The sequence below is a fragment of the Burkholderia sp. M6-3 genome, assembly GCF_050858985.1.
Taxonomy (GTDB): Bacteria; Pseudomonadota; Gammaproteobacteria; order Burkholderiales; family Burkholderiaceae; genus Paraburkholderia; species Paraburkholderia caledonica.
The window spans coordinates 3208120-3234864 of the sequence record NZ_CP110091.1; the positions used below are offsets into that span (position 1 = coordinate 3208120).

18 protein-coding genes and 2 pseudogenes are annotated in these 26745 nt (G+C 56.7%); 5 read left to right on the forward strand and 15 right to left on the reverse strand.

Annotation, left to right across the window (positions count from 1 at the left end):
- Positions 1 to 242 precede the first annotated feature (242 nt).
- The 9 genes from OH764_RS31965 to OH764_RS32005 form a co-directional block, all read right to left on the reverse strand.
- Positions 243 to 626, reverse strand: a complete 384-nt coding sequence (locus OH764_RS31965; RefSeq protein ID WP_498849980.1) for a hypothetical protein — start codon at positions 624 to 626, stop codon at positions 243 to 245.
- 147 nt (positions 627 to 773) lie between these two features.
- Positions 774 to 1121, reverse strand: a complete 348-nt coding sequence (locus OH764_RS31970) for a hypothetical protein (protein ID WP_498849981.1) — start codon at positions 1119 to 1121, stop codon at positions 774 to 776.
- A 22-nt stretch (positions 1122 to 1143) separates the two neighbouring features.
- Positions 1144 to 1512 carry a hypothetical protein gene (locus tag OH764_RS31975; RefSeq protein ID WP_309587300.1) on the reverse strand — a complete coding sequence of 123 codons (369 nt, stop codon included), beginning with the start codon at positions 1510 to 1512 and terminating at the stop codon, positions 1144 to 1146.
- Between the two features lie 76 nt (positions 1513 to 1588).
- A complete protein-coding gene (locus tag OH764_RS31980; protein ID WP_498849982.1) occupies positions 1589 to 2275 on the reverse strand; it encodes a hypothetical protein in 687 nt (228 codons plus the stop codon).
- Entirely contained in the window at positions 2262 to 3293 is a 1032-nt protein-coding gene (locus OH764_RS31985) for an MvdC/MvdD family ATP grasp protein (RefSeq protein WP_498849983.1), read from the reverse strand. The genes OH764_RS31980 and OH764_RS31985 overlap by 14 nt, the downstream gene beginning before the upstream one ends.
- 507 nt (positions 3294 to 3800) lie before the next feature.
- Positions 3801 to 6461: an AAA family ATPase gene (locus OH764_RS31990; protein ID WP_498849984.1), complete on the reverse strand. Its 2661-nt coding sequence runs from the start codon at positions 6459 to 6461 to the stop codon at positions 3801 to 3803.
- A 79-nt stretch (positions 6462 to 6540) separates the two neighbouring features.
- A complete protein-coding gene (locus OH764_RS31995; RefSeq protein ID WP_498849985.1) occupies positions 6541 to 8793 on the reverse strand; it encodes a DEAD/DEAH box helicase in 2253 nt (750 codons plus the stop codon).
- Positions 8765 to 10063 (reverse strand): ATP-binding protein, encoded by a 1299-nt coding sequence (locus tag OH764_RS32000; protein ID WP_498849986.1) that lies wholly within the window; start codon positions 10061 to 10063, stop codon positions 8765 to 8767. The genes OH764_RS31995 and OH764_RS32000 overlap by 29 nt, the downstream gene beginning before the upstream one ends.
- Positions 10060 to 12453 (reverse strand): tellurite resistance TerB family protein, encoded by a 2394-nt coding sequence (locus OH764_RS32005; RefSeq protein WP_498849987.1) that lies wholly within the window; start codon positions 12451 to 12453, stop codon positions 10060 to 10062. Before OH764_RS32005 ends, OH764_RS32000 begins: the two co-directional genes overlap by 4 nt.
- 503 nt (positions 12454 to 12956) lie before the next feature.
- Between OH764_RS32005 and OH764_RS32010 the strand changes: the two genes are divergently transcribed.
- The 5 genes from OH764_RS32010 to OH764_RS32030 all read left to right on the forward strand — a co-directional run bounded on the left by OH764_RS32010 (position 12957) and on the right by OH764_RS32030 (position 20250).
- A complete protein-coding gene (locus OH764_RS32010) occupies positions 12957 to 13094 on the forward strand; it encodes a hypothetical protein (RefSeq protein WP_498849988.1) in 138 nt (45 codons plus the stop codon).
- Positions 13095 to 14674: 1580 nt separating this feature from the next.
- Complete coding sequence (locus OH764_RS32015; RefSeq protein ID WP_498849989.1) at positions 14675 to 15883, forward strand: tyrosine-type recombinase/integrase; 1209 nt, start codon at positions 14675 to 14677, stop codon at positions 15881 to 15883.
- A complete protein-coding gene (locus OH764_RS32020; RefSeq protein ID WP_498849990.1) occupies positions 15880 to 17916 on the forward strand; it encodes a site-specific integrase in 2037 nt (678 codons plus the stop codon). Before OH764_RS32015 ends, OH764_RS32020 begins: the two co-directional genes overlap by 4 nt.
- Positions 17897 to 19777, forward strand: coding sequence for a hypothetical protein (locus OH764_RS32025; protein WP_498849991.1), 1881 nt, complete (start codon positions 17897 to 17899; stop codon positions 19775 to 19777). Before OH764_RS32020 ends, OH764_RS32025 begins: the two co-directional genes overlap by 20 nt.
- Entirely contained in the window at positions 19774 to 20250 is a 477-nt protein-coding gene (locus tag OH764_RS32030; RefSeq protein ID WP_498849992.1) for a hypothetical protein, read from the forward strand. Before OH764_RS32025 ends, OH764_RS32030 begins: the two co-directional genes overlap by 4 nt.
- A 133-nt stretch (positions 20251 to 20383) precedes the next feature.
- On the opposite strand, the pseudogene OH764_RS32035 reads toward OH764_RS32030, so the two are convergent.
- The 6 genes and pseudogenes from OH764_RS32035 to OH764_RS32060 form a co-directional block, all read right to left on the reverse strand.
- Positions 20384 to 20758, reverse strand: a pseudogene (locus tag OH764_RS32035) (response regulator); the annotation flags it as partial.
- Between the two features lie 133 nt (positions 20759 to 20891).
- A pseudogene (locus tag OH764_RS32040) lies at positions 20892 to 21951 on the reverse strand (OmpA family protein).
- Positions 21952 to 22103: 152 nt separating this feature from the next.
- On the reverse strand, positions 22104 to 22943 hold the full coding sequence (locus tag OH764_RS32045; RefSeq protein ID WP_027779949.1) for an ABC transporter permease: 840 nt from the start codon (positions 22941 to 22943) through the stop codon (positions 22104 to 22106).
- Positions 22944 to 22958: 15 nt separating this feature from the next.
- A complete protein-coding gene (locus OH764_RS32050; RefSeq protein WP_498849993.1) occupies positions 22959 to 24236 on the reverse strand; it encodes an ABC transporter permease in 1278 nt (425 codons plus the stop codon).
- A gap of 163 nt (positions 24237 to 24399) precedes the next feature.
- Positions 24400 to 25449 (reverse strand): ABC transporter substrate-binding protein, encoded by a 1050-nt coding sequence (locus OH764_RS32055; protein WP_440783621.1) that lies wholly within the window; start codon positions 25447 to 25449, stop codon positions 24400 to 24402.
- Between the two features lie 96 nt (positions 25450 to 25545).
- Positions 25546 to 26661, reverse strand: coding sequence for an ABC transporter ATP-binding protein (locus OH764_RS32060; RefSeq protein WP_498849994.1), 1116 nt, complete (start codon positions 26659 to 26661; stop codon positions 25546 to 25548).
- Between the last annotated feature and the right edge of the window lie 84 nt (positions 26662 to 26745).

Genomic DNA, 26745 nt, shown 5'->3' on the forward strand with positions numbered 1-26745 from the left:
CGTGCGCCCGACAGCGGGCTTGTGAGCAGGCTATTCGCAATGGCCGCGATAGATTCGAGGGAAAGGAAGCCAACGTCGTTTGCCGCCACAACGTGGCGGAAGAATCATTCAACGTCGGGTGGTGAGCCACTGTGCCGAAGTTGAGCCCGTTGCTGTTCAATCTGGCTAAACCAGCTCGAATATACGGACATCAGATTTGGCGTCTTTCCTGAGTGGTGAGAGAAACCATAGCCGCTCCGAATTCATTTCCGGTTGGGCGTGAGCACAAGCCATTCCGCACCACTAGTAAGCAACGCGGACGTCGTGGAAAGGACGAGTGTAGCATCGCTGCGGCTATACCATTCTGGGCGACCGTCATTGCTGACATGGTGTGCGAGATGTGCATAGCGGCGAACCGCTGTCAGAATTTTTAGCGCTCTCTGCAACTTGGTTTCGTCGTTGGTGTCCTTCGGACGGTTGTTCCGTGCCGCTTGGACGGATTCGCTTACGTCCAAGACTGCAAGAATACTGTCAAGCGCGTTGCGGCAGGTCGCAACCACCAAGCTGTATTCGCCGGCAAGCAGCTGCCGCTGGGCAGTGCGCAGCATTCCTGCTGCGCTGGACAATGACAAGGGAATGTCCCGCATGGGAAGCTCGATGCCAACTACGAATACGTCGGCGTACCCAAGTTCTCGCAAAACGTCCGCCCACTTGCTGAGATTGGCCGAGTAGTTGACTGTGTCCGCAACCGGGACGGTCCCGGTCTGCGCATGGCCCAATCCTCGGACGTCGACCTAGAATTCCAGTCCGCCACCGCCGCGCATTGTCTCGAGCGCGAGTATTTGCGTATCGGTGAGTTCGACCCGCATAAGGCAAAAGGACTGATAGGCATGGTCCTCGACCTTCAAAGACAAAGGCGATTCAAACTTACCTAGCCCTAGATATTGAAAATTTCCCCCATCGGACTTTACACTCACCAGTGCGCTGAGCGAGTCGATACGGACGTCCACACCACGTTCGCTCCGGTTAGACATGGAGAAGCGCATGCTTAACTGCAGGAATCTCACTCCGACGCCTCTTGCGCCCGTGAGCCCTGCAACGGTCAAGTCTGCGACCGGCTGCCAGTTGTATTGAAGCGTCATTGTGCCAAGTTCGCGTTAGTGATTACGTATCGTCTCTCTCAATTTGCGATTCCGTTTTAGTGTATAGCTGTAATAGTGCGTATGGTCTTGCCGTAACAAAGCGGTCGTCGTCGCTTTCGAGTTGCACAGCGGTCTTGGTGATAGCCCCGAGCAACGCGGCAGAACCATCATCATCTCTTTCCATACGCGCCTTCGTCTTGGTGACCAGCTCCTGCGCCTGTGATGGTGTCGAGGCGAGCGGTTTTACGCCATTGACTCCTTGCACCACCCATACGTCGGTCACGTCACAATAGAATCCTGGCAATTCTCGCTCGCCGGTGCGAGATACCGCGCGCTCACACAAAAACGGAACTGCGTAGTTCTTACCTTCATATTCGTGCCTCTGTGCCACGGTTCCTCCGCGAACTGCATACTGAAACTCATCAACTGACCACAGCGCAGCAACTGACTTCTACTGGTATCCGAACTCAAAGTCGCAAAAAGCGGCTTGGCGGTTTTTCTATCACGGGTTGCCTTGCTGACGGCGAATCCAATTTGCTAACTGAGTCGTAGACCCCGTAGCCTGCCTCAAGGAGACATACCGCAGCAAAACAGATGAAAATTCTTACAATGAATCTGTGAGCTAAGTTTAGCCAAGTGAGTCGCAGGTTGTTCTTGTCTTGGTTCTGCCGCGTACAAGAAAGGTAAGAGTTTGCGATACGCCAACGTTGCACCCCCTTTACGCTAATCCAACTGCGAACTTCCGAGGTGCCTATCCGATGATATCCTACCAGCTTCAACGCGCGGAAAGCATACCAAGCAAATCCCGTCAAATACAATAACGCCAATGAGATGATTCCGAACGCCATCCAGCGTGGCGCCGAACCAACCTTGTCGCCCCAGACTACTCCCTCGAAATAGGTCAGCACCGGCACGAGTGCTGCCGCTACGAGTAAGTACGTAGTTGCCTTGGAGTCCGCTACTCGCCGTCGCTCTTCCTCTTCGTCGTATAACCGACGAGCTTCCTCGAGCAGAACGTCGTGCTCGAGACGGCCGATGTTGTCACGCAACTGTGCAACATCCTTTACGCACTGATTCCGTGCGTCCTCCATATCGTTTTTTGTCGGTCTGTCGAGATATGGCCAGACCTTATCGGGCAAGCTAATGAGCTTCATCGCAAATTGATTGGAGTTCGTCGACGATGGCCGCCGTTATCGGTAAGCCGGTGCGCGTTTCAATCCACGCCCACTGGCCGTTTGGGTTGATTTCGAGAAACCAATATTTGTTGTCAGTATCCAAGACGAGGTCGATTGCGCCGAACCGCAAGCCAAAGCGCTTCACGATTGCTACGCATTTCTCCCTAATGTCGGGCGGAAGCTGCACGACACTGTGCTCTAGGTGTGGATTGTTTCCCCGCCGCCAATCGACGGACGACTCAACAGTAGTTTGCGAATGAATTGCGACGGAAAATACGGCGTTTCCTACCACCGTGACTCGAACGTCCAACGCTTTGACGATTTGCCGCTGGAAGATGATTGGCGCGACTGCGACGGCAGCATCATCGATTGCGGATGCGTCAGCGATTTGCTCTGTGAAGATGACGCGTTCGTCGTTAGCTATGCCTATAAGTGCTGTACGGAGAGGCTTGCCAATCGTCTTACCGCCGGCCAAAAGTCGCCTTGCTTCTCGCGCGTCGTTCGTGATGCATGTTTCAGGAATGGAAAATCCTAGGGCTGAAGCAATAAATAACTGGTACGGTTTGTTCTCCGCCGCGTCAATGCGTTGTGGTGAATTCAACCAGCGGGTGTCAAGGAACGCGTAGAGCGCTCTCAGCGACGCACCCCATTCGCCCTCACAGTAGGCTAGATATTGCTCCGGCACCAAACCTGCAGCATGCGGGACTCCGGGGCGTCGATAATATGCAGCACCGAATTCTGCCAGAGAAACAAGACGCTCGCCTATCGTCAGTTGGAAGCCATGTGCGCCCGACTCAGGGGTGAGGCGCAATATGCCCTGCGCTAGAGATTCGCTGTTAAGGCGAACGTATGGAACGCCACGCCGCTGCATCTCCAAAATTACGAAGTCTGTGGTTACATCTTGGCGGTTCGTGACGACTAATACTGAGCGGCTGATGATTTTTCTCCTGACATCCTTCGAACTGTCACTCGCGCTGGGTTGCGAGCGCGAACTCACGTTTGCCTCTTCCCTGCTTTTTTCGGGAAACGTCAAATACCATGGGCGCGTCTAGATGCCGCCCTTAAAAGGCCGCTCCTTACTGAAAACGCCCAGTAGCTATTCGCTAGAACCTTTAGAGTTGAACTTCAAACTTTTTGCCTAGCACATCTGACGGCGCGCCCGGAGTCTGGGTGCAATCGAGCCACTTTCGCAAACTCGCATCGAGTGCTAGCTTGGGACGGCGCATTTTACTAAGTTCCCAATGCCACCTCGTCTTTGACCTGATGCACTGTGCTCTGATTCGGCCGCGCTCATCCTTTAGCAATGCTGGGTGAATCTCACCACAAGTCTATTGGCTGTTACGCAATGGCTGCGCCGGAGTACCTCTGCTTCGAGCGTTTTATCGAGTACCGGTATCCCTGAGAAAACCTATTGCTACCCGATTGACGTCGGTCAGTCCTTTCTGAGATACGTCAGCAGCCGTCGAGATGGTAATGTGTGCCATCATTGGTCCTCTGGTGAGTGTTATTTCCCTTTGCGTAGGTCCAAATCGCGGAGCTCCTCAAGCGTGCGAACGACCGCCTCTACCTGTTCGCCATCGAAGTCATCCCGGTCCGCCTCTTCATGTGTGCCTTTGTTCAGGTAAGTCCAGATAAGGCTGGTCCCTGGGATGCCGAGAATGCGCTCCAGTGCTCCAACAATTATTTCCTTGTTGGCGTGATTGAACGAGCCTGCATCGCGCAGCTTCTTACGCAGCGCCTCGCACAGGTTTCTAAGCGCCGGCTCGGCGCCGGCACCGGCGAGTGGCACACTGAGCGTACCTAGGTCATGTGTTCCCAGCCATCGCCAGACCTTCTCGGTTAGCATCTCGAGCGCCTGCCGTGATGCAGACAAAGCTTCCCGGTCGTTCAATACGTCCCGAGCAGCTCGCGCTTTCGCAACGTAGTTCGCAGTTGGGACATTGCCGGTCACGCGCGGATGATGGTCTCCCGTATGGTGGCGGAAGAGATAAACCTGACAGTCGCGCTCTCGGGGCAGATGTTGCTGGATGTCCTTGATGAATTCGTTGCTGTGGCAGGTGACGATGATTTGAGTGTCCGCGAACGTATCGCTCTCAAATATCGCTTCCCGGATACCTCCGCGGTGGTCGTGGTCAATCGCGTTGATTGCATCGTCGAAAACAATCGTCGGTGAGTCGATGCTCTTCGCCTTTGCCAACAGAATCGCGAGGCCAAGACAGCGGACATGACCTTCACTCAGGACATGCAATGCATCAACACGTCTGTCTTGGTCGCCGCGGAAGGTGACTTCAATTTTCCCATCGTCCGTCAAGGGCAAATGCATTGCCGCAAGCTTGTCGGCGTCCAGGTCGTTGCGATTGAACTCGTTGTACAGATTGAGCGCCGTCTCGTTGAGGCCCGCCATCAATTGACTCGGGAGGTGGTCCCGGTACGACCGCAGCTCCTCGAGGAACCGGTCATACGTAGCCTTCAGCGGTGTGTCGCGGGCAATAGCGAGGCGCTCCTGTTCAGCCTCTTCTATCAGTTGAGCGTTTGCAACGTCAAAATCTTCAATGCGCTTGCTGGCGGCAGCGACGTTATCCTTAAGTGTCTGCCGTTTTTGGTCTTGTGCTTGGACCTTCAGGCGAAAATCCTCGAGACGCCTGCGCTCCTCAACGTGGGGTTGGCGGTCCTGTTGCGCTTGATGCGAAGCGGCATCTTGTGCCTCCATACGCTCCACAATTGCAAACAGTTCCCGCTGCACGTCGGGGTTGGCTGGTTGTGCAGGCTCTTTGGGATAGATGCCTGCCCACCATGCGCCGTCAGGGGCTGGCGGCAACGTAGCAAGAAACTGCGTGAGCAATGCTGGCTTCTCAGTCAGAGAAGCGAGAAACCCGGATACCAGACTGAGCATCTCTCGAAGTTCCCGGGATGCTTGGTCCACTTCGCGCTGTGCGGCAGTTTGCTTATCCTGAAGGGTGCCAAGCTCCTCGAGCTGCTTAAGTCCTGCCGATGCTTTCTCGTACGGGTTGGTCGCCACCCGCACCGGCCCGGCAAGTGGTGTATTGCACGCGGGGCACCGGTCTCCGACAGACTCCTTCAGGGCAACGACCGCGTCGTACAGCCCTTTGAACGACACTTGCTCGCTGCGGGCACGGAGGGCAGCAGTATGTCCGTCAACTGTACTCCGACACTCGTTCGCCTTTTCAAATGCTGCAATGAGTCCCAGACGCGTTACACCGATGATGTTTGGCGGCACGCGTTCCAGAATGGCATCGAGTGCATGGAGCCGGCCAGGTTCCACCTCGGAGCCAATGAACTGCTTAAGCATTTCATAGGTGGTGCCTTCGGCGTATTCGAGGCCCAACCTGGCCTCCTCGGCATCAAGCCCGCGAAGTGACTCCGCTTCGCCTTTGACGGTTTGTTGGTCAGTGGCCAGCGTGGCACGCTGCGCGGCCAACGCTTTTTGCTTGTTATCGGTCAAAACCAACTGGCCGTCGATGTTTTCATTGAAGTTGCCGACAAAGTCGCTGAACTGGCCCATGCCAAACAGCGTGGCTATCAGTTCTGCTCGTTGTGCTGGCGGCCGCGCAGCAATCCGAGAAAAGGAGTCAATTCGGTTCTTCTCTACGAAGCAGAAGCGATACGCATCGGGATTCGCGGCGACATTGATTTCATCGCCCCGGTGGCCCGTTGCCGTCAGGACGGGGTCAACGAAGCGCCCGGCATGCAAGTTCGCGAGGTACGTGCGCGCGACAATTCGCTTGGCGCCTGCTTCCTCGACCTCGCCTAGCAGCGCGTATTCCAATCCTTCGCACAAGCTAGTCTTCCCGCTTCCATTCGGGCCATAGAAGAGGACCACCTGCTTGGTCAGGTCGAAGGTTTCAGGGTTTTTGAATCCACGGAAAGGGCCAAGAGTGAACTTGCGCAGCCGCTTCCATGCCCACACGCCAGCGACGGCTTGAGCCGCCGGTGCTGGCACGGCGTCCGCAATTTCCGGCACTGAGTCGCGTATTAGCCGCGCCAGAGTAATTGAGCGCTGACTGCGTTGTCTGGTGGTGGCCGCAAGCTCATCGAAGTTCTGCAAGCAGAGCATCGCCAGACGGCGCACGTCGGCAGGCATTGCTCTATCCGGCTCGTAGAGCCGGCGGACGAAGTGTTCAAAATCTTGTTTGGCAGTAGCCATTACTGCTCCTCCCAATGTCGTTGTAATGTTCGCCGTAACTTCACCAGACCACCGCTTCTTGGAGCCCGCGGCTTTGGGCTTATTTGGTCGTCGGTTCGTCCGTCGCAGAGCGCGCAGTACTTCGAGCGAATGCCAGGGCGCCGTCAATATCGAGATGCGCCGATGCGAACGCGGCGCGCTTCACGGACATCGGTAGCGCCCAGTCCCATTTTTCCCGGTCAAGATTTTCTATCTCAGCTACGGCCTTGATGGCCGTCGCCTGGTCTAACTGACCTATCTGATGTAGAGCTGCCGTCACGCGCTCTGCGCTGCCGTTCGAAATGCCGATGACTGCGCCATTGTTAAACGCATCGAATTTGTTGGCACGTAACAGCAGAACCAGAGCGTCGTTGAGATAATCACCTTGCCACGTGGCAATAAGGGTATCCGAGCCCTCTCGGAAAATGGCGGTCCGTTCCAGTGACGCCTCGGCATAGTACCGACGCGCCTCGCGCAGCATTCCTTGGCCCGCGGCGTCCAGAAACAATACGGGTTCGGCGCCCGCCAGAAGACGCCGCATCTCGCGCCGCACCTCGTCATGAACCATCGCGCCGTTGCCATCAAATTGCGGCGGAGCGCCACCTTTGTCGGGTGTGATGTAAATGGTCTTTCCTTCCTGGTCGACTTCTTCGACACGCCAGCGCCGTCCGCCAAATATCAAGCCCTGACCTTTGGTCAGCGGGTGCGCCACTGGGAGGCTTCCAAGCTGGCGTCCGCCAGCAATCACCCGAAATTCTTCATCGCTGGCGAAAGCCGAGTAGAACTCGTAGTGGTTGACCAGTTTTTCACCGACCCCGCCGTGAAGGAGCAGCCCGTTTGACGATTGGACAAGAAGGTCCAGCTTGCCCAGATTCTGCAAGACCTCCGTGAATGAGGCCTTATCTATTGCCTCGAATGTGCCGCTGGCAATCAGGCTGGCCCAAAGCTCTGCGGCCGTACACCCACCACGCTCGGCGATGATGGACAGAATTTGCTGGATTAGAGTCGACGCATGCATTCCACCAACCCTGGGCGGCTCGAACCATCCTCGCATCAACAAACTTACCATCGCGACTGACTGGACCAGACTTTCCCGTATCCGGTCGGAAAAATCGGAATCCGCCCTAAGTTCCGATTCGACGCAGTACCCGCGCAAGATTGCCGGCTCGCCTTTGCGCCGGCCTGAGCGCCCGAGACGCTGGCGGAGGCTCGCTACCGATGGCGGTGCGCCAATCTGCGCGATGCTCTTGACTGCACCGATGTCGATGCCAAGTTCTAGGGTGGTCGTGCAGATGGCGCTGGCCGGCCTGGTACCGTCCTTGAGTGCTTGCTCCGTGTCCTCGCGGAGCTCCTTCGACAGGCTTCCATGGTGAGGCCAGAATTCGTTCGGATATCCGTCTCTTTCGCAAGCGCGGCGCAAAAGGTCGGCATAGGTCTCGACGAGCCGCCGGCTATTGGGGAATATGAGATTGTTTGAGCCACGCAGCGACTTGTACAGCTGGTTCGCGATGTCGACGGTACTTCCGGGGACGGCATCCTCCAGCACCGAGTTTTCTAAATCGGGTTCCAGTTCGATTCTGGGCGGTCGGAGGACAAAGCCCTTTATCAGGACCTTCAGTTCCTGACCGCCGCTCTTCGATTCGATGACCTCGACGGCGGCGTCGTGGCGAGGCCGAAGGAATTGCGCTGCAAGCTGCATGTCGCCGAGCGTGGCGGAAAGTCCAACGCGAGGAACCCGCCGTCCGCATGTGCGCTCGACCCGGTGCATCAGTGACTGGAGCTGCTTCCCGCGCTCAGACCCAATGAACGCATGCAATTCATCGACAACGATGTAGCGCAGCGCGCCGAATGTTGCCTGCAAGGACGAACCACGATTGACAAACATCGCTTCGAGAGACTCGGGCGTTATCAGGAGAACGCCCTTTGGATTCTTAAAGAATCGCTGCTTGCGGCTAGCTGACACGTCTCCGTGCCAACCAATCACGGGAATCTCAAGCTCTTCGCAAAGGTCATTCAATCGCGACCATTGGTCGTTGATAAGGGCCTTCAACGGGCTGATATAGAGCACCGACCCGGTACACGACTCGTCGCGCAGCAGATTCGACAGAATGGGAAGGAACGCAGCTTCCGTTTTCCCGGCCGCTGTCGCTGCTGCGATGATGATGTCACGGTCTGCATTGATGAGCGCGGGAACGGCGCGCTCCTGCGCGTCGCGTAGCTCCGTCCACCCCTCCCTCCAGACCCAACGTCGAATCTTTTCGTGGAGCAGGTCGAAGCTTCGGGAGTCAGCCGAGGCGGAAACTGGCGAGTTCATCGTCACCCTCGGTCGCAACGTCAGCCACGCCTCCCGTATCCTTCTCGACTTCGAGCGTCCCAATCAACTGCCGCCAGTCAGCCGACGGATTCTGTTCCAGAACCGCTAACAGGTTAATGAACGCCGTTATCGTCGTGCGCGGTGTTCTGAAATAGGTGTCTCCGAGCCGCATTGCGCAATGCGCCATGAAGGCCGGAATCGCCTCCTGCGGCAAAATCGCCTTGGTCGCGTCGCCGAACGCGTGGACGATACGAATCTTATCCAGGAGGACATAAAAGTCCTCAGGCGTAAGGCTGGCCAGCCGTATCACTGGACCGGTGTAGTCGACAAAACCATTCGTGGCGAACGTGTTTTCGGCAAGCCGCGACTGAAGGGCGGTGTAGCTATAGAGCCCCCGCTTCGTATCGAGCAGAAACTCGGGAGTACCCCCAAGAACGAAGCCCAATCCTTCTGCAGACCCTTGGAGCGAATCGTTGAGAATCCGCAGAATCTGTTCGTAGTTCGAGTTTCGCGCCTGGACGTTCGCGAGTTTGTACAGGTTCACCAGCTCGTCGAGGCATACCATCATCCCGCCATACCCTGCGAGTTTGACAAACCGAGCCATGAGCTTCAGTTGGTCGTACACCGATGCGTCATCAATGATGGTGCGAACCCCGAGTGCCGCCCGTGCATCGGTCTTGGTGGAGAACTCGCCGCGAAACCACCGAATCGCGTCTCCCTTGAGCTCCTCGTTTCCTTCGTCGAACCCGCGGCAGTATGCTGCGATAACTTCGGCAAAGTCGTATCCATTGACCATCTCGGTCAACTGACTGAGCTGCAAGCGAATCACCTCCTCGCTCGTTCGCCCCGAGGCCTTAGCCTCGGTTTTGGCCTGCCCGATGAACTTCTCTACGATGCCCGCGAGCGCACCGCCGTCGGGCTTCGTGCGAGTTGACATGTTCTTCGCCAGTTCGGCGTACAGTGAACGTGCCTGACCACCGGAGGCATGCAATCTTCTATCAGGATTCAGGTCCGCATGGACCGTGACCAGCTTCTTTTCGAGTGCGATGGCTCTAACGAGATTCAGGAAGAAAGTCTTCCCCGCGCCGTATTCGCCGACCACCACCCGAAAGCTCGAGCCACCGTCCGCGACACGACCGATGTCCTGAATCAAAGCTTCCAGTTCTTTTGCGCGACCGACCTGGATTAGATGTTGCCCGATGCGCGGAACGACGCCGGCGCGAAGAGACTGAAGAACCGCATCGCGGTCCTTCGGGCGAATTGTTGTCATGAGGCTAACCTTTGTGCAAATTCCTGATTGATTTCGACTGGGTCATCGCCGTCAGTCAGCGGTTCGTCCCAATGGTCGAGCGAGGCTTCGTTTACCTGTTCAATTGCGCCGTCGAGCATCAGTTCCAGGTCCGACGCCGCGTCAGAAAGCTCGGAGCGAGTCCATGACGGACGTGACAGCAGAAGGCGCAAAAATGTCGAGTGCGCGTCGTCCAGTCCTAGCAGGCTTGCAGAGCCAGTCTGTGGCTCCAGGGCTTCTTGGACAGGTTCTGCAACCGGGACCTCTTCCGCAAACACATCAGCCAATAAGGCGGAGACTTTTGCCGTCTCCATTTGCAGTGCCTCGATTTTCGAGGTATCCAGAACAAAAGCCGTTTGCTCCAAGCTGCTCGGCGCATTGCCAGCCGCTGACAACGTTCTCGATACGTTGGAGGAACGAGCAACATTGTTTCCGTGCAGGTCCCCATAAAGCCGCTGAGGGTCGAGACCAAGCATTTGGTAGAGTTTTTCCAGCATTTTTACTTCGGCCGGCGAGACAAACCCATCCGCATTTGCTGTCTGCACAAGTAACGTGGCGACGGAAACTCTTGCCTCCGCGGAAAGCTGTTCGAGCCGCTTCTTCAGGCTCACCGGTGTGGGCGGCTGGGCAATCTGCACTGCCGCGCGGGCTCTGAGCCGGTCCTGCTGTCGGGCGGTCAATTGCGGCCACGACTCAATCTGGCGATGAATCAACGCAACTTCCTGTTCGGACGCGCTACCGTCAGCGGTTGCAATCGATGCCGCCATATCCACCATTAGCGCGAAAGTCTGGTAACTGTCGTCGGCGAAACTGGTTGAGTTGCTTGGAGGCGTCGCATACAACCCGACGTAGTCGGCGCTCTTCGGAGTCCGGCCCGAGATTCGCACATCCGGTTCGATAGCAATGCCGGCCTCTCCCAGAACACGGGCAAAAGTGGTCAGCTTGTCGCGCGAGATGTTGCCCGACGCTTTGAATCGCTCGAACAGGCTGCCGAAGGTCGTCACAACGGTCACATTGCCAACATCTTTCGCCAGCGACTCGAGTTCCTGCCGAGCGCTTTCTGGCCATAGTTCGACTGGCAGCAGGAGCGCGCCTTCCAGCGACCCTTTCGCATCGGGGTCGCGGCCGAGAAATCGACTATATGCGTCAAGGGAGTCGGAGCACTCATTGACCAGTTGCTGGATTTTGTTGCGTGGCCCCGATACCGCAGCAATATCCGGGAGTGCCGTAATGTAGTCCGGGTATTCGACGTTCTGCAGTGCAGGGAACGCGGCGCGGGCAGACACCCTTAGCTTTGTCTTGTTCGCCGTGAGCATCATGCCTTCGCGAAATCGCTCTCGGTACTTCCGCAAAAACAGTTGACGAAATTCGCTTTCGCAGCGCGTCACTGGCGTGCGCTTACTTACACCTGGGTCTGATAGCGCCCAGGTGATTGCCCAATCGGGCGGAACCGGCTTCTTATCAAGCGCGGCTTGGCCAAACGCTACACGTAGGCTTAGGGGTACCTCGAAACCTCCCTTGATTGTTCCCGGCGCATGCTCGTATTGGCGCTTAGGGTGTGTCAAATGCACGAAGATAAACTCTAGCAACCCGTCAATGTATCCCGTCCTCAGGGCGTCCGAATATATTGTATTCAGGCGCCTCAGCTCATTCCCGATAGCTTCGAATTCGTCGTTCGGCACCTTTCCCTGCATCCCGTCGACGAGGACGCGCCTCTCCAGACCATACAGGTAGAAAACGGCAAAGCTTCGATGCAATCGTGGGTCCGAGCGGTCGGATGCCAACCACTGAAGGTAAGCGCTCCGCTGCTCGGCCGAAAAGCCGTTATAGCTGAGCCAGTAGTCCTCCAATCCATTGGAGACGTCGCTGGCCGAACGTGCGATGTTGGCTTTTGGATTGAGCGCGCACGCGTCGAGTCCTCTGTGCGCCTCACCCCGTCGCGGCACGCCCAGATAAAACATGCCACCACGGATTGCTACGCCGCCAATCTCAATTGTTTCGCCGACGCTGACCCAGCGGACGTTGGGCGCCGATTCGAGCGAAGGGCGAGCAATTCGATAAGACGAAGAAGTTGAATCGGATGAGAGGGTCACCGTCAGAAATTCGTCTTCGGGCTGAGCGCGACTGCCAATATTGTTTGGCGACATTGGAGGGTTTGATTTGATATCGCCTGGCTCGGCTGAGCGCGAGGGCTTGCCGCTGGAAACAGTCGACTTCTCCTTTTTCTGGCTAAAGGCAGCAACAAGCGCGGAAACGAGCAAGAAGAGAAGGAAGACGGTCCAGCCGCCCTTCGGGGCAACTACGATTGCTAGCAATAGGGCCAACACCAGCATGCCCGTGCCGGAGCCCGATTTTTTCGCCTTCCGGCCCATGGTCTCAACTCTCGCGTCTTTTGAACTATACGGGTTGACTCGTCCGGTCATTTCCGCCAATTTTCGAGCAGTATAGTACGAACAAAGCAAGGAGCCCCGCGTCGCCGGCTGCAATGCGGAATTCGTCGTCAGCCGACCAAGACGCGACGTTGCATCTGTGGAAACAGTCTGAACTCAACGGGCGAAGACCGATTTGACGGAACGACGGGCGTTCTACCTGCTATTCGTCGGATGGCGGTCAGTCACCGAAGCCGCTCCGTCGCTGTACAGCGATATAGAGCAAATCGCTGTACTAGCGATGGAAAAATCTGACGTTGTCAGTGGCCAATGTGTAAGTGTGCGCTCACTTATCTTGCGAGCCGTGGTGCCGACTTGCTCGACTGCTTCCTGGCTGACGCGCTGACCGAAATTGAGGTGGCGTCAAGAAGATTTCTGACGCCAGTTTCATGCGCCTGAGGCGTGCGCTCGACCGGATGGCCTGCGCACAAAGCGTCTTGGAATCAATGGGGACCGGTGGCGCTCCGGCACGCGGCGGCGGCGCAACGGCAGAGCGGATTCGGGAAGCGCTGGAATTGCTGGCAAAGGAGTGGCCGGAGGATTATCCGGCCGGCGCGGTGGAGTGGTTGCTACTGGAGCGTTGAGGGTTATCGACAGGCCGGGGAGGACGGCATTCTTGGACCCGACGCGCGAAATCACCCCCCGCTAATAGTGTCCCGAAAAGTCCATTTTGTCGAAATTTTCCCAGAAAAAGCGGGGGTAAAAAAGCTGCTTTTCAATCCGCAACGGCGACCCCAAATGAAAGCGTCCGAACCCTTGCTGTGCAAGGGTTTGCAGGAGAATTCACCCCCACTGTCGGACGCTTCTATTGAGACGTTTCGGACGCTTTCATTATTTCCGGGCATGGACCGCAACGCAGCCAGCCGCTCACTCTACCGTCACCGACTTCGCCACATTCCACATTTTGTCGACGTTAGATTGAAAGGCATCAACGTCTAAACCCGCTCGAAGCATTCGTAGGCGTATGCGTCGTGCGATTGCGGACGGCAAGGAACGACGAACCTATGGTCGCGAGGCTGCACCACATGTAGCTCTAGAGAAAGCCGATGGCGCACTATGGGCGTTAGGCGAACGACCAGCGCCAGCAGCAGAAGTCGCCTAATACGCCGCCTCGCGATTTGCAGACTGGAAAACGACGGTCACATCATAATGGGGCGTCGTTCCCGCGCGTTTGACGTCATTTCACGCGCCATCATCTGGACTATCGGAGCGCATCCATCGATGCCTCAGTGAGTGCCCTCCAAAGTCTCATGCCATGGTTCTCGCTACATACAGTCAGGCAACAGCGTCTCGCTGCTAATCCTAGATACTCTTCGACCACTCAGGGATTTTCTGGATGATTGTCACTGCCAAGTCCGTTCCGAAGTTATTCCGACAATGCAATTGCTTCGGTCGGTTCGCAATTTGAATCGACGCTAAATTTCATTTTCGATATTCGCCTTTATAAAACCGCGCACTGGAAAGTCAGAAATTTCCAGAAAAATCTTGCAAGCCTCTCAGACGAAAGAAAATAGCTTTGGAGTCCATGCACGTGAGTTTCGAACTCTTCGCCAACTATGACTCTACAATCCAGCACTATCGAAGCCCGAAGACCACGCCGATACGCATCTCGCGAAGGCGACCTAGCGCTAAATCAAGCAACGTTCGAGCTGGGAAATCCGTCGGCAACCCTCGTTCTCGTCTACATTACTCCGGGAACGCAAAAGGCTGACATCGCGCTGACCGAAACGCCGCGCCCGCTGCTTCGCGCTGGACAACGCCGGACGGCTTGTGCTTCGTGCTGCCAAACGTTGCATGAATTCAGATGTGGCGAAATCACGACACTCCCCCTAGAGAAACCCGAGGTGGACGGACGCCAACTAACGCCCGTTTGAAACGCTACGTATTGCAACCGACATTGCTCGCTCCAAATTCCGTTTAACTGATTGCTGGGTCGCATTGCATACCAGCGAGTTTCACGAAATGTCCGTGTTTAACGACAGCAACAGTACATGTGGTCTGACCAACACAGAAACTAGACGTCGACACCTTGGTGCGAGCCAGCCAGGAAAATCCCTCATTACTTGAAAAAACGTGTCGTAGGAAATTGGCGTCCCAATTCGACGCAATCGTCTCAGATATATCTTGCACTCCTAATCACATTTAATATGGTCGGAGCACGTCAATGAACCTGGTTTCGCAAAACAATTCGACGAACAGTCGCTATGTCGGTGCGTACCCACTCATCGAGACCACTGAAGGAAAACAGCGCATCACCGTCTTCGACGTCGACGGTCGGATTATGGAAATCCCAAGTGTCTGGCTCAACACTGCTGAGCTCAAGGACTCCTCGTTGAGACTGCAAGCAAGGAACATTTGCTACATAGCGAATGCCATGCACGAATGCATGATATTCCCGAAGCTTCCCTTTGACAGGAAGGTCCATCTCCTCAATAGAAACCACGTCGAAACATATGTCAACTATGAAGTAGGAAGGCGCCTCGAAGAGACGACCGTGCATTCGCGCGAGATGACACTCTTCAAGTTACTTGTTTTCATGGACGAGTCCAATGGTTCTCTACATCGCCCACTGAAAGACGGCCCTTATAGGGATACGCGAAAGATTACAAGCGGGAGATACGGCTATCTACCTAAGGAACTCACAGAGAATCAGATGATTTCTCTTTTGAACAATCTGCATAACGAGTGTGAGCGCGCTTTAGTGCATTTTATCTTCGACACCGGAATCCGAATCACACAGGTAGTGCAGCTGACCAATGTCTCTCTTCCCGACGAAGTGGCAGCCGCCGGTGGGCATGTCTTGATGAAGCTGGCGGCCAACAAGCAGCGAAAAAACGGTAGGCGAGAGCAGATAACTTTGCTTTCAACACCTGTTCTGGCCCGCGTGCAGCGCTATCACAACAACGACTCCGCATACAGGAAGCGGTATCCCTCCAGGCATGCATCTGGGAACCTCGTTTTTCTATCGGCGACCGGTCAACCCTGGACGAGACAGAATCTCACAAAGCAGATGCGGGCCGCGGCTTCCCGCGCGGGCTTCAATCTCGACGAACCCCGCATGTTCGACAGCGGCAGCGGCAAAAAACGGCGAGTTCAGATAAGTCCTCACGTATTGCGGCATTCGTTTGCGTGCAATGTCTTGCGTTCTACCGATTTGGGTGCGGACTACATGGAGCGACGAGTCCTTGTCCAACAGTGCCTGTGCCATAGGTCACTGGAAGCCGGCGACCCGTACGCCACCATGGTTCCGCGGCAACTTGCAGAATCAAAGGACAACACTTTCAGCAAGTACGAACAAGCTAAACGAATTGACCTTGCCACGTTCAAGGCGCCGCGCAAGCACCTTGAACGCCGCGGACATAACGCGAAATGAAAACACCGACACGCATCGAACGGCACCTTCCTGAGCCAAAAGCCGATGAGCCCTTCGCTCAGCTGGACTATCTAGTTTCTCGCATGTTCCGAAGCGCCGGGAGAGACAAGAAAAAGAAGCTGGGCTACGCGTCAAAGCACTACAGGCAATTCGTCGCCGCCACGCTTGGTGCTCAGCATCCCCTCGACATTGTCGTTGACTGGCACGAAGACGCGCTTGCTGATTTCCAGCGTTGGATTGAATTCTGTAATCCGACCGATAAGGATGGCTCCCTTTCACCCCACTCGGTTCGTCAGCTCGTGAGCGGCATGAAAGTGGTTATGGACTACGCCTATGCGAACAACTACATCGATGTTCCCGTTTATGCTCTCTCTCGTCCGCCCGGAAAACGCACGACGTTCTTGCGGTCATCGTATTCCGACGAGGAGCTCCGGGTTGTGCTGGAGGCTTTGCAACCTGCTATCCAGTGGTCGTTGAAGCTCAGCGAAGGCTATCAAGTTACGGGTAGAGGCACTGCCCCGTTTGGTAAAGCGTCAACCTTCCACAAGCAGGAAGACCTTTTGTGGTATTGGCGGAATGTGGTGGACAATCGTTCGGTCACTCGACGACAGGTTGAGCGGACTCACCACTACTTCTATCAATCAGTCACGAAAGCCTTCGGAACCTGGGACCAGTTTCTCAGGACCGCAGCCGCGCAGGAACAGACGTCAGTTACCCTGCCAACTCATGCTGCGCAGGGAGAAGACCCACGCATGAAGCCAATGAACTTCTCAGAGCCCGACAACATGGTCTGGTACTTCGAGAACGTCATGCATTGCAAGCCTCTTCCAAGCACAGAGCTAGGCCGCAAATGCTCTCCGTTGGCCGACGCAGTTAGAGCGAGGTACGGCGACGTAGAGTCCTGGTATCGCTCGATGGGGACCACTCTTTACATAGACCACGACATCGTGACTCCCCTTCTTTACAAGCTCGCCAGCGAGACCGGCCTGAACGCGGAGTGTCTGCTCACCCTGACGCGGGATTGCTTCGTTAAGGACGACGCACTGACTGGGCAAAACTACATCGTTTATTGGAAATCACGGTCGACCGGAGAAAAGCGTCTTCCTGTAACCCTTCTTGACGACGATGATGCGATTGAAGTCTCTGAAGACAAAGACGCGCCGGTCAGGTGTGTCCGACCGCTGAATTCCAAGCAAAGCATCGTGGTCGAAAGGACGGTCCAAAGAATTCTCGCTCTTACCGCGCCCTTGGTCGAAAGAGCCGCCCCGGATGCGCGAAACTTTCTGCTTTTGTACGAGCCTCGCGGGGGAGGTCAACTGGGGACGGTTGCCCCACTGACCACCGACGGCGTTTCCAAATGGAGTCTAAAGTTCTTCTTCAATGGAAAAAAGCGCGATATCAGGGACCCTACTCGAGTTGTAAATATCAGTCGATTTCGACCCACTCTTGTCACGGAAATGGTCAAGAGGGGATTCGACATCTTCGATTTAGCCGTACTGCTTGGACACCGCTCCGTACTCACAACAGCCATCTATCTGGACAAGCACGGGCTCGAACCCCAGTTTGAGCGCGAGATGAGGTATCAGCTAGACCAGATTCGGAAGAACCACCACGACGTACAAACGGGAGCGGCCCAAGAGCCCAATTCGTCCGCAACCATTCGTGTTTTTCCAACCAGCGGCCTCTGCGGATGCCGCGACCCTTTCAACCCACCGGAGCGCATCAGGCGTGCCACGAACTTCGAGGAGGGAAAAGCGTGCGGATACTACAGCATGTGCCTGACATGCAAGCACGTGGTTATTACTGAGCAGTTCATTCCACGCCTCTTCAAGCATCTGTACGTATTGGAACTGGAATTGGACAAGGGTCTCGGGAGCGAGCCCTTACGTGACCAGTTGTATCAAAGACAGATTTCCGTGCTTCGGCAGGTGCTCTCCCCAGATTTCCTCTTCTCTGCGGACACACTGAAACGTGCCGACGAACAGTCAAAATACTTCATAGACGAGCTTCACGATGACTTCCTCTATCATTAGCCTGCCCGCAGTGGTTTCACCCGCCACAAGTGATTCAAATCGGTACCAACCAGTCAAGAGGATAGCGCCGACCACGGCCGTTTCACCTGCTAGCATCTTCTCCGACGACTGCTGGTCATATTACGACGACAGCCTACGAAACTCTCTTGACTATCGCTGCGAAGTGGAAATTCACTGGAGCGATTATCGAGACGTCATGAGAGAGAGTCTCATAACCGAATTTAAGGTGCTGACATACGTCTGCATAAACAGGCATTTTGTTCTTTACTCAAAGCGAGGAGTGAAACCGAAGACTGTCGTAGCCGAAGTGAAGCGTTTGATAAGCGCAATGACTAGGTATTTGAATCTCAGGCACATCGGCTACTTTTCAGATGTCACAGCATCCGAATGGAGGTCAATGATTGACTCCGTCAAATCGCGCACTATCGTCAAAGCAATTTTGAAGAAGTTGGCCCATCCGGCTGTCGCCGATTACCTTCCCGGTGGCCAGCCTTCGCTCCGCCTCGAACACCTTCGCGCGCTACATCATGGGAGCTCCGACGCAAACGCTACTGTCGGTCTCCCGTCAGAACTATTCGGCATGCTGTCCCAAGTCTCACAGCGAACCGTTTTGGTCTTTCTAAATCTCATCGACTGCCCAGCGCGCTCCCCGGATTGCGCGCAACTGCTGCCGGTTAGCGAGGCCATGGCGTACAAGGGAAAACTTTCGCGCGCGTTCAATGAGTACAAAGACTACGCCTCGAAAGTATCAGCGAAGAAGCTAAGCCATGAGAAGCGAAAGCAGTTTAAGAAACGGTTTGAGGCGGAGTTCGGCCTCACGCTACATCTCTTTGTCGTCTATCTTAGGCTTGTTCACAGTGCCGCACTTAGTTTTGTCGCCCTGTACACGGGCATGCGAGCCTCTGAACTTAGACTTCTGCGCAAAAAGGCGCTGTTCTCGAAGGATGGACACTCCTATATAAGGACTACCGTTTCGAAGCATCGGCCACTCGCAAATGCTGTCGATTGTGACCGTTGGGTGGCGACGGATGCCCTCGTCGATGCGATGAATTGCTTGCAACTGTTGTCGGCAATCGACGGCTCGTCGTTCCTCGCTCGACAACCGACAATGCAGCCCGCGTTAGGCTCAATACAGACACAAAGACCACCTAGCCTTATAGCAATCGCGAAAGGCATGCAGGAATATTTCCGCGCCGTTGTTCGTACAGGCCGCTACGCCTCATGGAGGTTAACCCCTCAGCAGTTCCGCGAGGGATTAGCCGAGCAGATGGCGCGCATGCACGTAAAGATGCCCTACGCGTCTATGCAACTGAAACATCTGGCTGTGTCCTCTCAACGTGCGTTGCGCGGGCTTCCTGCTGACATCACCATGCGATACGGTAACTATCCGCGAACCTTGTTGTCGACCGTTGTTGGCGTCGACGCCGTCGCCCGTATCAAGACAGAGCAGGCGAGAAGTCTTTTCGGTGCGCAACGCGCATTCGCCGGAGGGGGAGCGCAATTACATCGCGAAAAAGTGGAGGCGTACTTTGCCGGCATGGGACTTGAAGGAAAGGAGCGAGAGGACTTTATCGCAAAGATTGCCCCGCATGTGTCAGTGTATGCCTCAGGCATCGGATTCTGTTCTTTAAATTTGTTGAGCGAACGTGTCTCGAGCACTCCGCCATGCTTGGGCGACTTGCAGTGTAATCCGTTCGACTGTTCCAACTCGGTTGTACCTGCATACAACCGCCCTGCAATCAAACTTCGCCTAGAGAAATGTGACGAGGCGATGGCATCGGGTGACGTCGTCGATAAGGAAAGGCTGCAACGACTGCGCAACGCTTACCTCAGCATGCTGGAACAATTGGACGAGGCATGAACAGCGGACTCCAAGAATACAAAGACACTGAGTATGACCGACTCACCGCTGCGCTGAAGGCGGCTTTGCTTCAGATTCGCTCCGACCCGCACTTAGAGGCTACGGTCGCACAGGTGTCGCGTATGGCTCATTGCTCCCGACAGGTGCTTTACAGCCCCGGCCGCAGATGGGTGGTCACACGTGTCACGCGAATAGCTCGTTCCCGAGCGCTTCGTGACAAGAAGCTAAGCCAAAGCGGCAACGGGGCTAGCATCAAAGACGATGATAGCTTTGAGAAGACATTGCAGAACATGAGGCAAGAAAATGCCAAGCTCTTTCACGAGAAGCTCCTGTTGGAAAAGGAACTCGAAGCTATCCGTGACGAGAACAAACAATTGGGACGTAACCTGGAATCTTCCGAACAGCAGTTGTATGCGCTGAGACAGGAACTTAGGCAGATGGTCAGCAGCAACGTTGTCCGTCGAAAACGATGAACGACGAGATTCCGGGTGGTCTCAAAGCACGGCCACCACGTGGGCATTAGCTTGACACTTTTGGCTGTCAAGTGAAGCCACTGGACGGCGTGCGCCACTAGCCAACATTGGTTTGACACGACTTAGGTTGCTAAAAGACGGCGTAGCCTGCGAGCACCGCCTCCACGCCGCGCATGATCTCCTTCATTTCCTGCGATTTGCCGACGAAACCATGAACGCCCGAGCGCATTGCGCGCGGCGCGAAAGTGGCGGGGTCGTGCCCTGACAGCACCATCACGCGGATGGACGGATGCACGAGTTTGAGTCGCGGAATAACGTCAAGTCCGCTGATGCGCGGAATGTCGAGATCCAGAATGACGAGGTCGGGCTTGTGCTGGCGAGCCATTTCGACGGCGGTCTGACCGTTGTCCGCCTCGATCACTTGTTCGACGCTCAGCAATTGCATTAGCTGCAACCTGACGATCATCCGAAACGCTGGGTGGTCGTCGATAATCAGAATAGTTGACATGTGTTGCGTTCCTCCTGAAAAACATCCATTGCCGGTTGCGGTCCATACGGCCCTTGCAGCTCATTGCGGCCGTCTGCTGCCATGCGCCACATGCGTGATGGACTATGACGCCCGGCGGCGATACAAAGGCACGTTAGGGAGTGGCAACGACGAGCTCGATCTCCACCCGGCGATTCGGTGCGAGACATCGCACCAGATCATCACGCCTGGTTTGCCGGCACTCGACCAGTTGATTTGCGCTGGCCAGGCCACGAGTCGCAATCGGCGAGGTAACGCCGCGAGTGCGCAAATACCGCGCTACCGTTTCTGCACGCTGCAGTGACAAGCTCTGGTTACGCGCGTTGTCGCCGAGACGGTCGCTGTAGCCGGTGATTGTCAGACCGCCGGGCGTCGCATCTGTCTTTAGCCCGCGTGCCACCCTGTCCAGCGCGCGCCTTCCGGCGGGCAGCATTGCGACATCGTTGCCGCCGTTGAAACGGAACAAGGCATCGGCGCGTAACGTGACTGTCCTAGGCGACTTCGCATTCGCCGTCGTTGCGCTCGTGGCGACGTCCTGCTTGCATTGCAACACCCTTTCAGCCGACTTACGCAAGTTGTCCTGAATATCTGAGAGACGCTTTTCGGCATTGGAGAAGCTTCGCATCCACGCGTCGTGTCCAGCTTGCATGAGCCCTACTTCGGCGCACGCCAGCGACGGTTGCGCCTCGTGACACGACGCGACGGCGGGATCCGACTTGATGGTATTGGCGATCTGCCAAAGATCGGGACGCACAGTGGACGCGGTGCGCAGCGCAGGATTAGCGGCGGATACCGGTGTGCCGCTTTCCAGGCCCATGGTAATGACCGCCGCCTCGCCGATGGCTTCTTCGACGAAACCCCAATGGTCGCCCGCTTGCCGCGTTTGTTGAGCAGCGTTGATCCAGCATTGCGCCTTTGCGCGAAAGTAACCGTTCGGTTGCGGCGGCATGCGGTCGAGCCGCGCTTGCAACGAGGCCAGCGCCGAAGCGCCGTTATGGACAATTGCGTATGTTTGGACCCATTGCGGGTTGGCGGCGCCTGCGGCCTCGTCTTGCGAAGCGCCAACGCCGGATGTAAGCAAAGTGGAATCCTGGATACCGAGCCGTTCGCGCGCGGCGTGGTCCGCGCAAGCTGTCAGCGTCAGCGCGCACAAGCACGGTTAGCGGGGTTTTCATTAAATGTCTGCGTCTCGCGCATCTTCTTATCGAGGGATAAAAGTATGACGAGACGGACAAGCCCGCGGAATGGGATGAATCTTAGAACAATGTCAAGAGTTGTCGAATGGCGTGCTGCTTCAATGAACGTGGCGATACACGCCGGCCCACGCTTATGCCCTGATTGCCCGTGCCGCATTGCGGCCGCGAAGCCACTCGAGCGCCAGCAACAGGCAGGTCGAGAAAACAATCAGGATGGTGGCGAGCGCCGCAATAGTCGGGCTGATATTTTCGCGGATGCCGGTGAACATTTGTCGTGGCAGCGTCGTCTGATCGGCGCCGGCGAGAAATAGCGTGACGACGACTTCATCGAACGATGTCGCAAACGCGAACAGCGCGCCTGAGATCACACCCGGCGCGATCACAGGCAGCGTGATGCGGAAGAACGTCTTCACCGGATTCGCACCGAGCGACAGGCTCGCGCGCACGAGGTTGTAATTGAAACCCTGCAGCGTCGCGGCCACCGTCGTCACGACGAACGGCACACCGAGCGACGCGTGCGCGAGAATCAGGCCGATATACGTATTGGCGAGACCGAGCGGCGCAAAGAACAGATACATGCCGACGCCCACTACGACGACCGGCACGATCATCGGCGAAATGAGGATTGCCATGAGCAACCCCTTGCCGCGGAAATTCGCTTTGGTGAGCCCGATTGCCGCGAGTGTGCCCAGCACGGTGGCGACTACCGTCGCGGATGGCGCAACGATAAAACTGTTCTTAGCCGCCATCCGCCACTCATCAGACGCAATCAGATTCTGATACCAACGCAGCGACCAGCCCGGAATCGGATATACCAGAAAAGTACTCGATGAAAACGACAGCGGCACGATCGCGAGCACGGGCAGAATCAGGTACAGCAGCGTGAGCACGGCGAGTGCGCGCAACGCGAAATACCATACGCGCTCGATCAGCGACGTGTGTGGCGCAAAGAGGGGCTTGGCGAGTTTCATGGCGGTGGGCTCCGTTCAGCCAAGGCTCAGCGATGAGCGCGTGAAGCGTCCGTAGATCGCATACAGCACGAGCGTGGCGGCAAGCAGCAGCCCGCCGAGCGCGCATGCCATGCCCCAGTTGATCGTCACGTTGGTGAAGTAGGCGACGTAGTAGCTGACCATCTGGTCGTTCGGTCCGCCGAGCAGCGCCGGTGTGATGTAGTAGCCAATTGCCAGAATGAAAACCAGCAACGCGCCCGCGCCGATGCCCGGATAAGTCTGCGGCACATACACGCGCCAGAATGCGGCGAACGGATGACTGCCGAGCGAGACCGCCGCGCGTTGATACGTGGGCGGAATGGACTTCATCACGCTATAAAGCGGCAGGATCATGAACGGCAGCAGGATGTGCGTCATCGAGATGTACACACCCGTGCGGTTAAACAGCAGCGCCAGCGGATCGTGCAGTAAGCCGCTACCGATCAGCGCTTTGTTCACGAGCCCTTCGCTCTGCAAGATCACGATCCATGCGGCGACGCGGACCAGGATCGATGTCCAGAACGGAATCAGCACGAGAATCATCACGAGATTCGCGCGACGCTCAGGCAGCGTCGAAATCCAGTAAGCAAGCGGGTAACCGAGCAGCAGTGCAAAAAGAGTGACTGCCGCGCCAATCACGAAAGTACGGCTGAAAACGGCGAGATAGATCTGCTGGTCGGGATCGGTCGGAATGATGTGGCCGAACGCGTCCTGCTTATGGTCGAGCGAAGCAAGCAGGTAAAACGGCGAATACGGGCTGCCGTTCTTCGCGATGGCTTGCCAGTACGCGATGTTGCTCCAGCGTTCGTCCAGTTCGGCGAACTTCGCGTGGAACTCGGCCGGAGATAGTTGCAACGGCTTGTTGTTGTCGTCGACGAACGGCATGGCGTGCGCCGACTTGGCAACGAGCGACCGGTAACCGGGAATCTCCACGTTGAGCCGTCGCGCGAGGGCACCCATGCCGTCGCTGTCGGCGATCGCGGTGAGGTCGGTCGCCAACGCGGCGTATGCGGCGTCGGGCGGCGGCGTCTTGCGATCCCACGTGCTCAATGCGCTGAGCGTATGCGGCAACGCGTTCACGACTTCCGGATTCTGCGCAGCGCGTGTCAGCAATGCGCCGATCGGCACGACGAAGATCAGCAGCAGAAAAATCGCAAGCGGCGCAATGAGCAGCAAGGCTGTAGCGCGCTTTTTCGCTTCCGCGGCCTTCAGTTCACGCTTGAGCCGGCCGGTCGATTCCGGCGTCGAATCGGCGGCGATCGTCATCGTAGTCACACCCGTTCTCCTGTCGACGGCAGTTAGTGCTTTAGCACCTACTGCCGTCCCATGCAGAGCTGTCGACGGCAGTTAGCGCTTTAGCGCTTACTGCCGTCCCATGCCTCGAAACCCACGCGCGCCGGACTCATCCCTGCGCGCGCTTCTTCACATGACCCGCTTCCTACTTCGAAGCCCACGACGAAAAACGCTGCTCCAGTTCGTCGCCATGGTCCGTCCAGAACGACAAATTCTGCAGAACCGCGTTCTTGCCGTTGGCCGGCGAGTTCGGCAGATTCGCAAGCGTCTTCGCGTCGAGCGCCTTGATCGCCGCCACGTTCACCGGACCATAGGCGATGTGGTGCGCGTAGTCCTGCTGCGGCTTCGACGAAATCGTAAAGGCGATGTACTTCTCGGCGAGCGCCTTGTTCGGTGAGCCCTTCGGAATCCCCCAATAGTCGAGGTCGTAAATGCTGCCGTTCCACACGACCTTCAGGTTCTTGCCTTCTTTCTGCGCGGCATCGATCCGGCCGTTGTACGCCGTCGACATCACCACGTCGCCGGCCACGAGGAATTGCGGCGGCTGCGCGCCCGCTTCCCACCACTGGATGTTCGGCTTCAACTCGTCGAGCTTCTTGAATGCGCGGTCCTGGCCTTCCTTGGTCGCCAGCACCTTGTAGACGTCTTTCGGTGCAACGCCGTCGGCCATCAACGCAAATTCGAGGTTGTAACGCGCGCCCTTGCGCATCGCGCGCTTGCCGGGGATCTTCTTCACGTCCCAGAAGTCGGCCCAGCCCGACGGCGCAGTCTTCAGCTTGTCGGCGTTATACGCGAGCGCCGTCGACCACACGAAAAAGCCGACGCCACAAGTTTGCGGCGCCTCCGGAATCAGATCCGATTTCTTGCCGATCTTCGACCAGTCAAGCTTTTCGTACAGACCTTCGTCACAACCTCGGCCGATGTCGCCCGATTCGACCTCCACCACGTCCCAGTTCACGTGCTTGGCCTCAACCATCGCCTTGACCTTGGCCTGCTCACCGTTGTATTCGACAGCGGTCACCTTGCTGCCGCTCTGCGACTCGAACGGCTGGTTGAAGGCCGCCTTTTGCGCGTCCCCGTTCGCGCCGCCGAAATTCACGACCGTCAGTTCGGCCGCATTGACCTGCGCCGCGCCGAGCGCGAGCGCCACAGCACCGACAGCGACGGCGCAGCGCGATTTCCCGATCTTGCTCATGGTGTGTTGCTCTCCTTTGGTGGTGGTTTCAAGCATCATTCATGCAACTTTTTTATGTGCTGCTGACCGCTCTTCTCATGCAATCATGCGCGCGTTTCACGCAATCACGCCCCCCGCGAATACCCGCAGATGCTCGGGCGCAAACTCGAGTGCGACTGGTGAGCCAGGTGCGAACGTATTGAGCGCATCGGTGCCGAGCGGCACCTTGACGAAGCACTCGTCCTGTTGCGGCAAGCCGCAACGCATGCGCACGTGGTCGCCAAAATAGATGAGTCCGCGCGCTTCGCCGCTGAGCGCATTGGCACCCGCTCGCGGCGCGCCGTTGCCGTGACTCGCCAGCTTCATGCGTTCAGGACGGATGCACGCAACTGCCGGCGTGCCCGCGCGCGCGCCGCCGATGTTGCGGCCAGTCAGCCGCGTACCGTCGACAAGGTGAAACTCGCAATACTCGCCGTCCACGTTTGCGATCGTGCCCCGCAGCTTGTTGCTGTCGCCGATGAAGTTTGCGACGAACTCGTTGCACGGCGATTCGTACAGGCGGTCCACGGTGTCGAGCTGCTGCACGATGCCTTTGTCGAACACGGCGACGCGATCGGACATGGTCAGCGCCTCTCCCTGATCGTGGGTGACATACACGAACGTCACGCCGAGCTTCTCGTGCAGCGACTTCAGTTCGTACTGCATGTGTTCGCGCAACTGCTTGTCGAGTGCGCCGAGCGGTTCATCCATCAGCACGAGTTTGGGCTCGAACACGAGCGCCCGCGCGAGCGCGATGCGCTGCTGCTGTCCGCCGGAAAGCTGCGCCGGATACCGCTTCGCGAAGCTCTCCATGCGCACCATCTTCAGCGCGTTGTTGGTGCGATGAGTACGCTCTTCGGCGGATAGCTTGCGCACCGTCAGCGGATACGCGACGTTCTGCTCGACTGTCAGATGCGGAAACAGCGCATAGTTCTGAAACACCATGCCGATGTTGCGCTTGTGGGGCGGCACGGTGTTGAGCAACGTGCCGTCGAGCCAGATCTCGCCGCCGGTGGGGAATTCGAAACCCGCGAGCATCATCAGGCAGGTTGTTTTGCCGGAACCAGACGGCCCGAGCAGCGTCAGGAATTCGCCCTGGTAGATGTCCAGATCCAGTTGTTTGACGACCAGCGTTTCGCCGTCGTACGTCTTGCGCACGCCTCGAAAGCTGACGATCACTTCATCCGTTTTCATCGCCGTAGTCTCCTCTGCCTGTCCGGCCGGCTGCCTTCGATAAGCAGCGGGCTTGCATCGATTGCGTGGCCCACTATAGACCGT

What these genes read in the sequence shown, in the direction of transcription:
- OH764_RS32030 (WP_498849992.1), top strand. Translation starts at nt 19,774, where the DNA reads ATGAACAGCGGACTCCAAGAATACAAAGACACTGAGTATGACCGACTC.
- OH764_RS31965 (WP_498849980.1), bottom strand. Translation starts at nt 626, where the DNA reads ATGCGGGACATTCCCTTGTCATTGTCCAGCGCAGCAGGAATGCTGCGC.
- OH764_RS32055 (WP_440783621.1), bottom strand. Translation starts at nt 25,449, where the DNA reads ATGAGCAAGATCGGGAAATCGCGCTGCGCCGTCGCTGTCGGTGCTGTG.
- OH764_RS31990 (WP_498849984.1), bottom strand. Translation starts at nt 6,461, where the DNA reads ATGGCTACTGCCAAACAAGATTTTGAACACTTCGTCCGCCGGCTCTAC.
- OH764_RS32025 (WP_498849991.1), top strand. Translation starts at nt 17,897, where the DNA reads ATGACTTCCTCTATCATTAGCCTGCCCGCAGTGGTTTCACCCGCCACA.
- OH764_RS31995 (WP_498849985.1), bottom strand. Translation starts at nt 8,793, where the DNA reads ATGAACTCGCCAGTTTCCGCCTCGGCTGACTCCCGAAGCTTCGACCTG.
- OH764_RS31970 (WP_498849981.1), bottom strand. Translation starts at nt 1,121, where the DNA reads ATGACGCTTCAATACAACTGGCAGCCGGTCGCAGACTTGACCGTTGCA.
- OH764_RS32000 (WP_498849986.1), bottom strand. Translation starts at nt 10,063, where the DNA reads ATGACAACAATTCGCCCGAAGGACCGCGATGCGGTTCTTCAGTCTCTT.
- OH764_RS32060 (WP_498849994.1), bottom strand. Translation starts at nt 26,661, where the DNA reads ATGAAAACGGATGAAGTGATCGTCAGCTTTCGAGGCGTGCGCAAGACG.
- OH764_RS31980 (WP_498849982.1), bottom strand. Translation starts at nt 2,275, where the DNA reads ATGAAGCTCATTAGCTTGCCCGATAAGGTCTGGCCATATCTCGACAGA.
- OH764_RS32010 (WP_498849988.1), top strand. Translation starts at nt 12,957, where the DNA reads ATGGGGACCGGTGGCGCTCCGGCACGCGGCGGCGGCGCAACGGCAGAG.
- OH764_RS32045 (WP_027779949.1), bottom strand. Translation starts at nt 22,943, where the DNA reads ATGAAACTCGCCAAGCCCCTCTTTGCGCCACACACGTCGCTGATCGAG.
- OH764_RS32020 (WP_498849990.1), top strand. Translation starts at nt 15,880, where the DNA reads ATGAAAACACCGACACGCATCGAACGGCACCTTCCTGAGCCAAAAGCC.
- OH764_RS32005 (WP_498849987.1), bottom strand. Translation starts at nt 12,453, where the DNA reads ATGGGCCGGAAGGCGAAAAAATCGGGCTCCGGCACGGGCATGCTGGTG.
- OH764_RS32015 (WP_498849989.1), top strand. Translation starts at nt 14,675, where the DNA reads ATGAACCTGGTTTCGCAAAACAATTCGACGAACAGTCGCTATGTCGGT.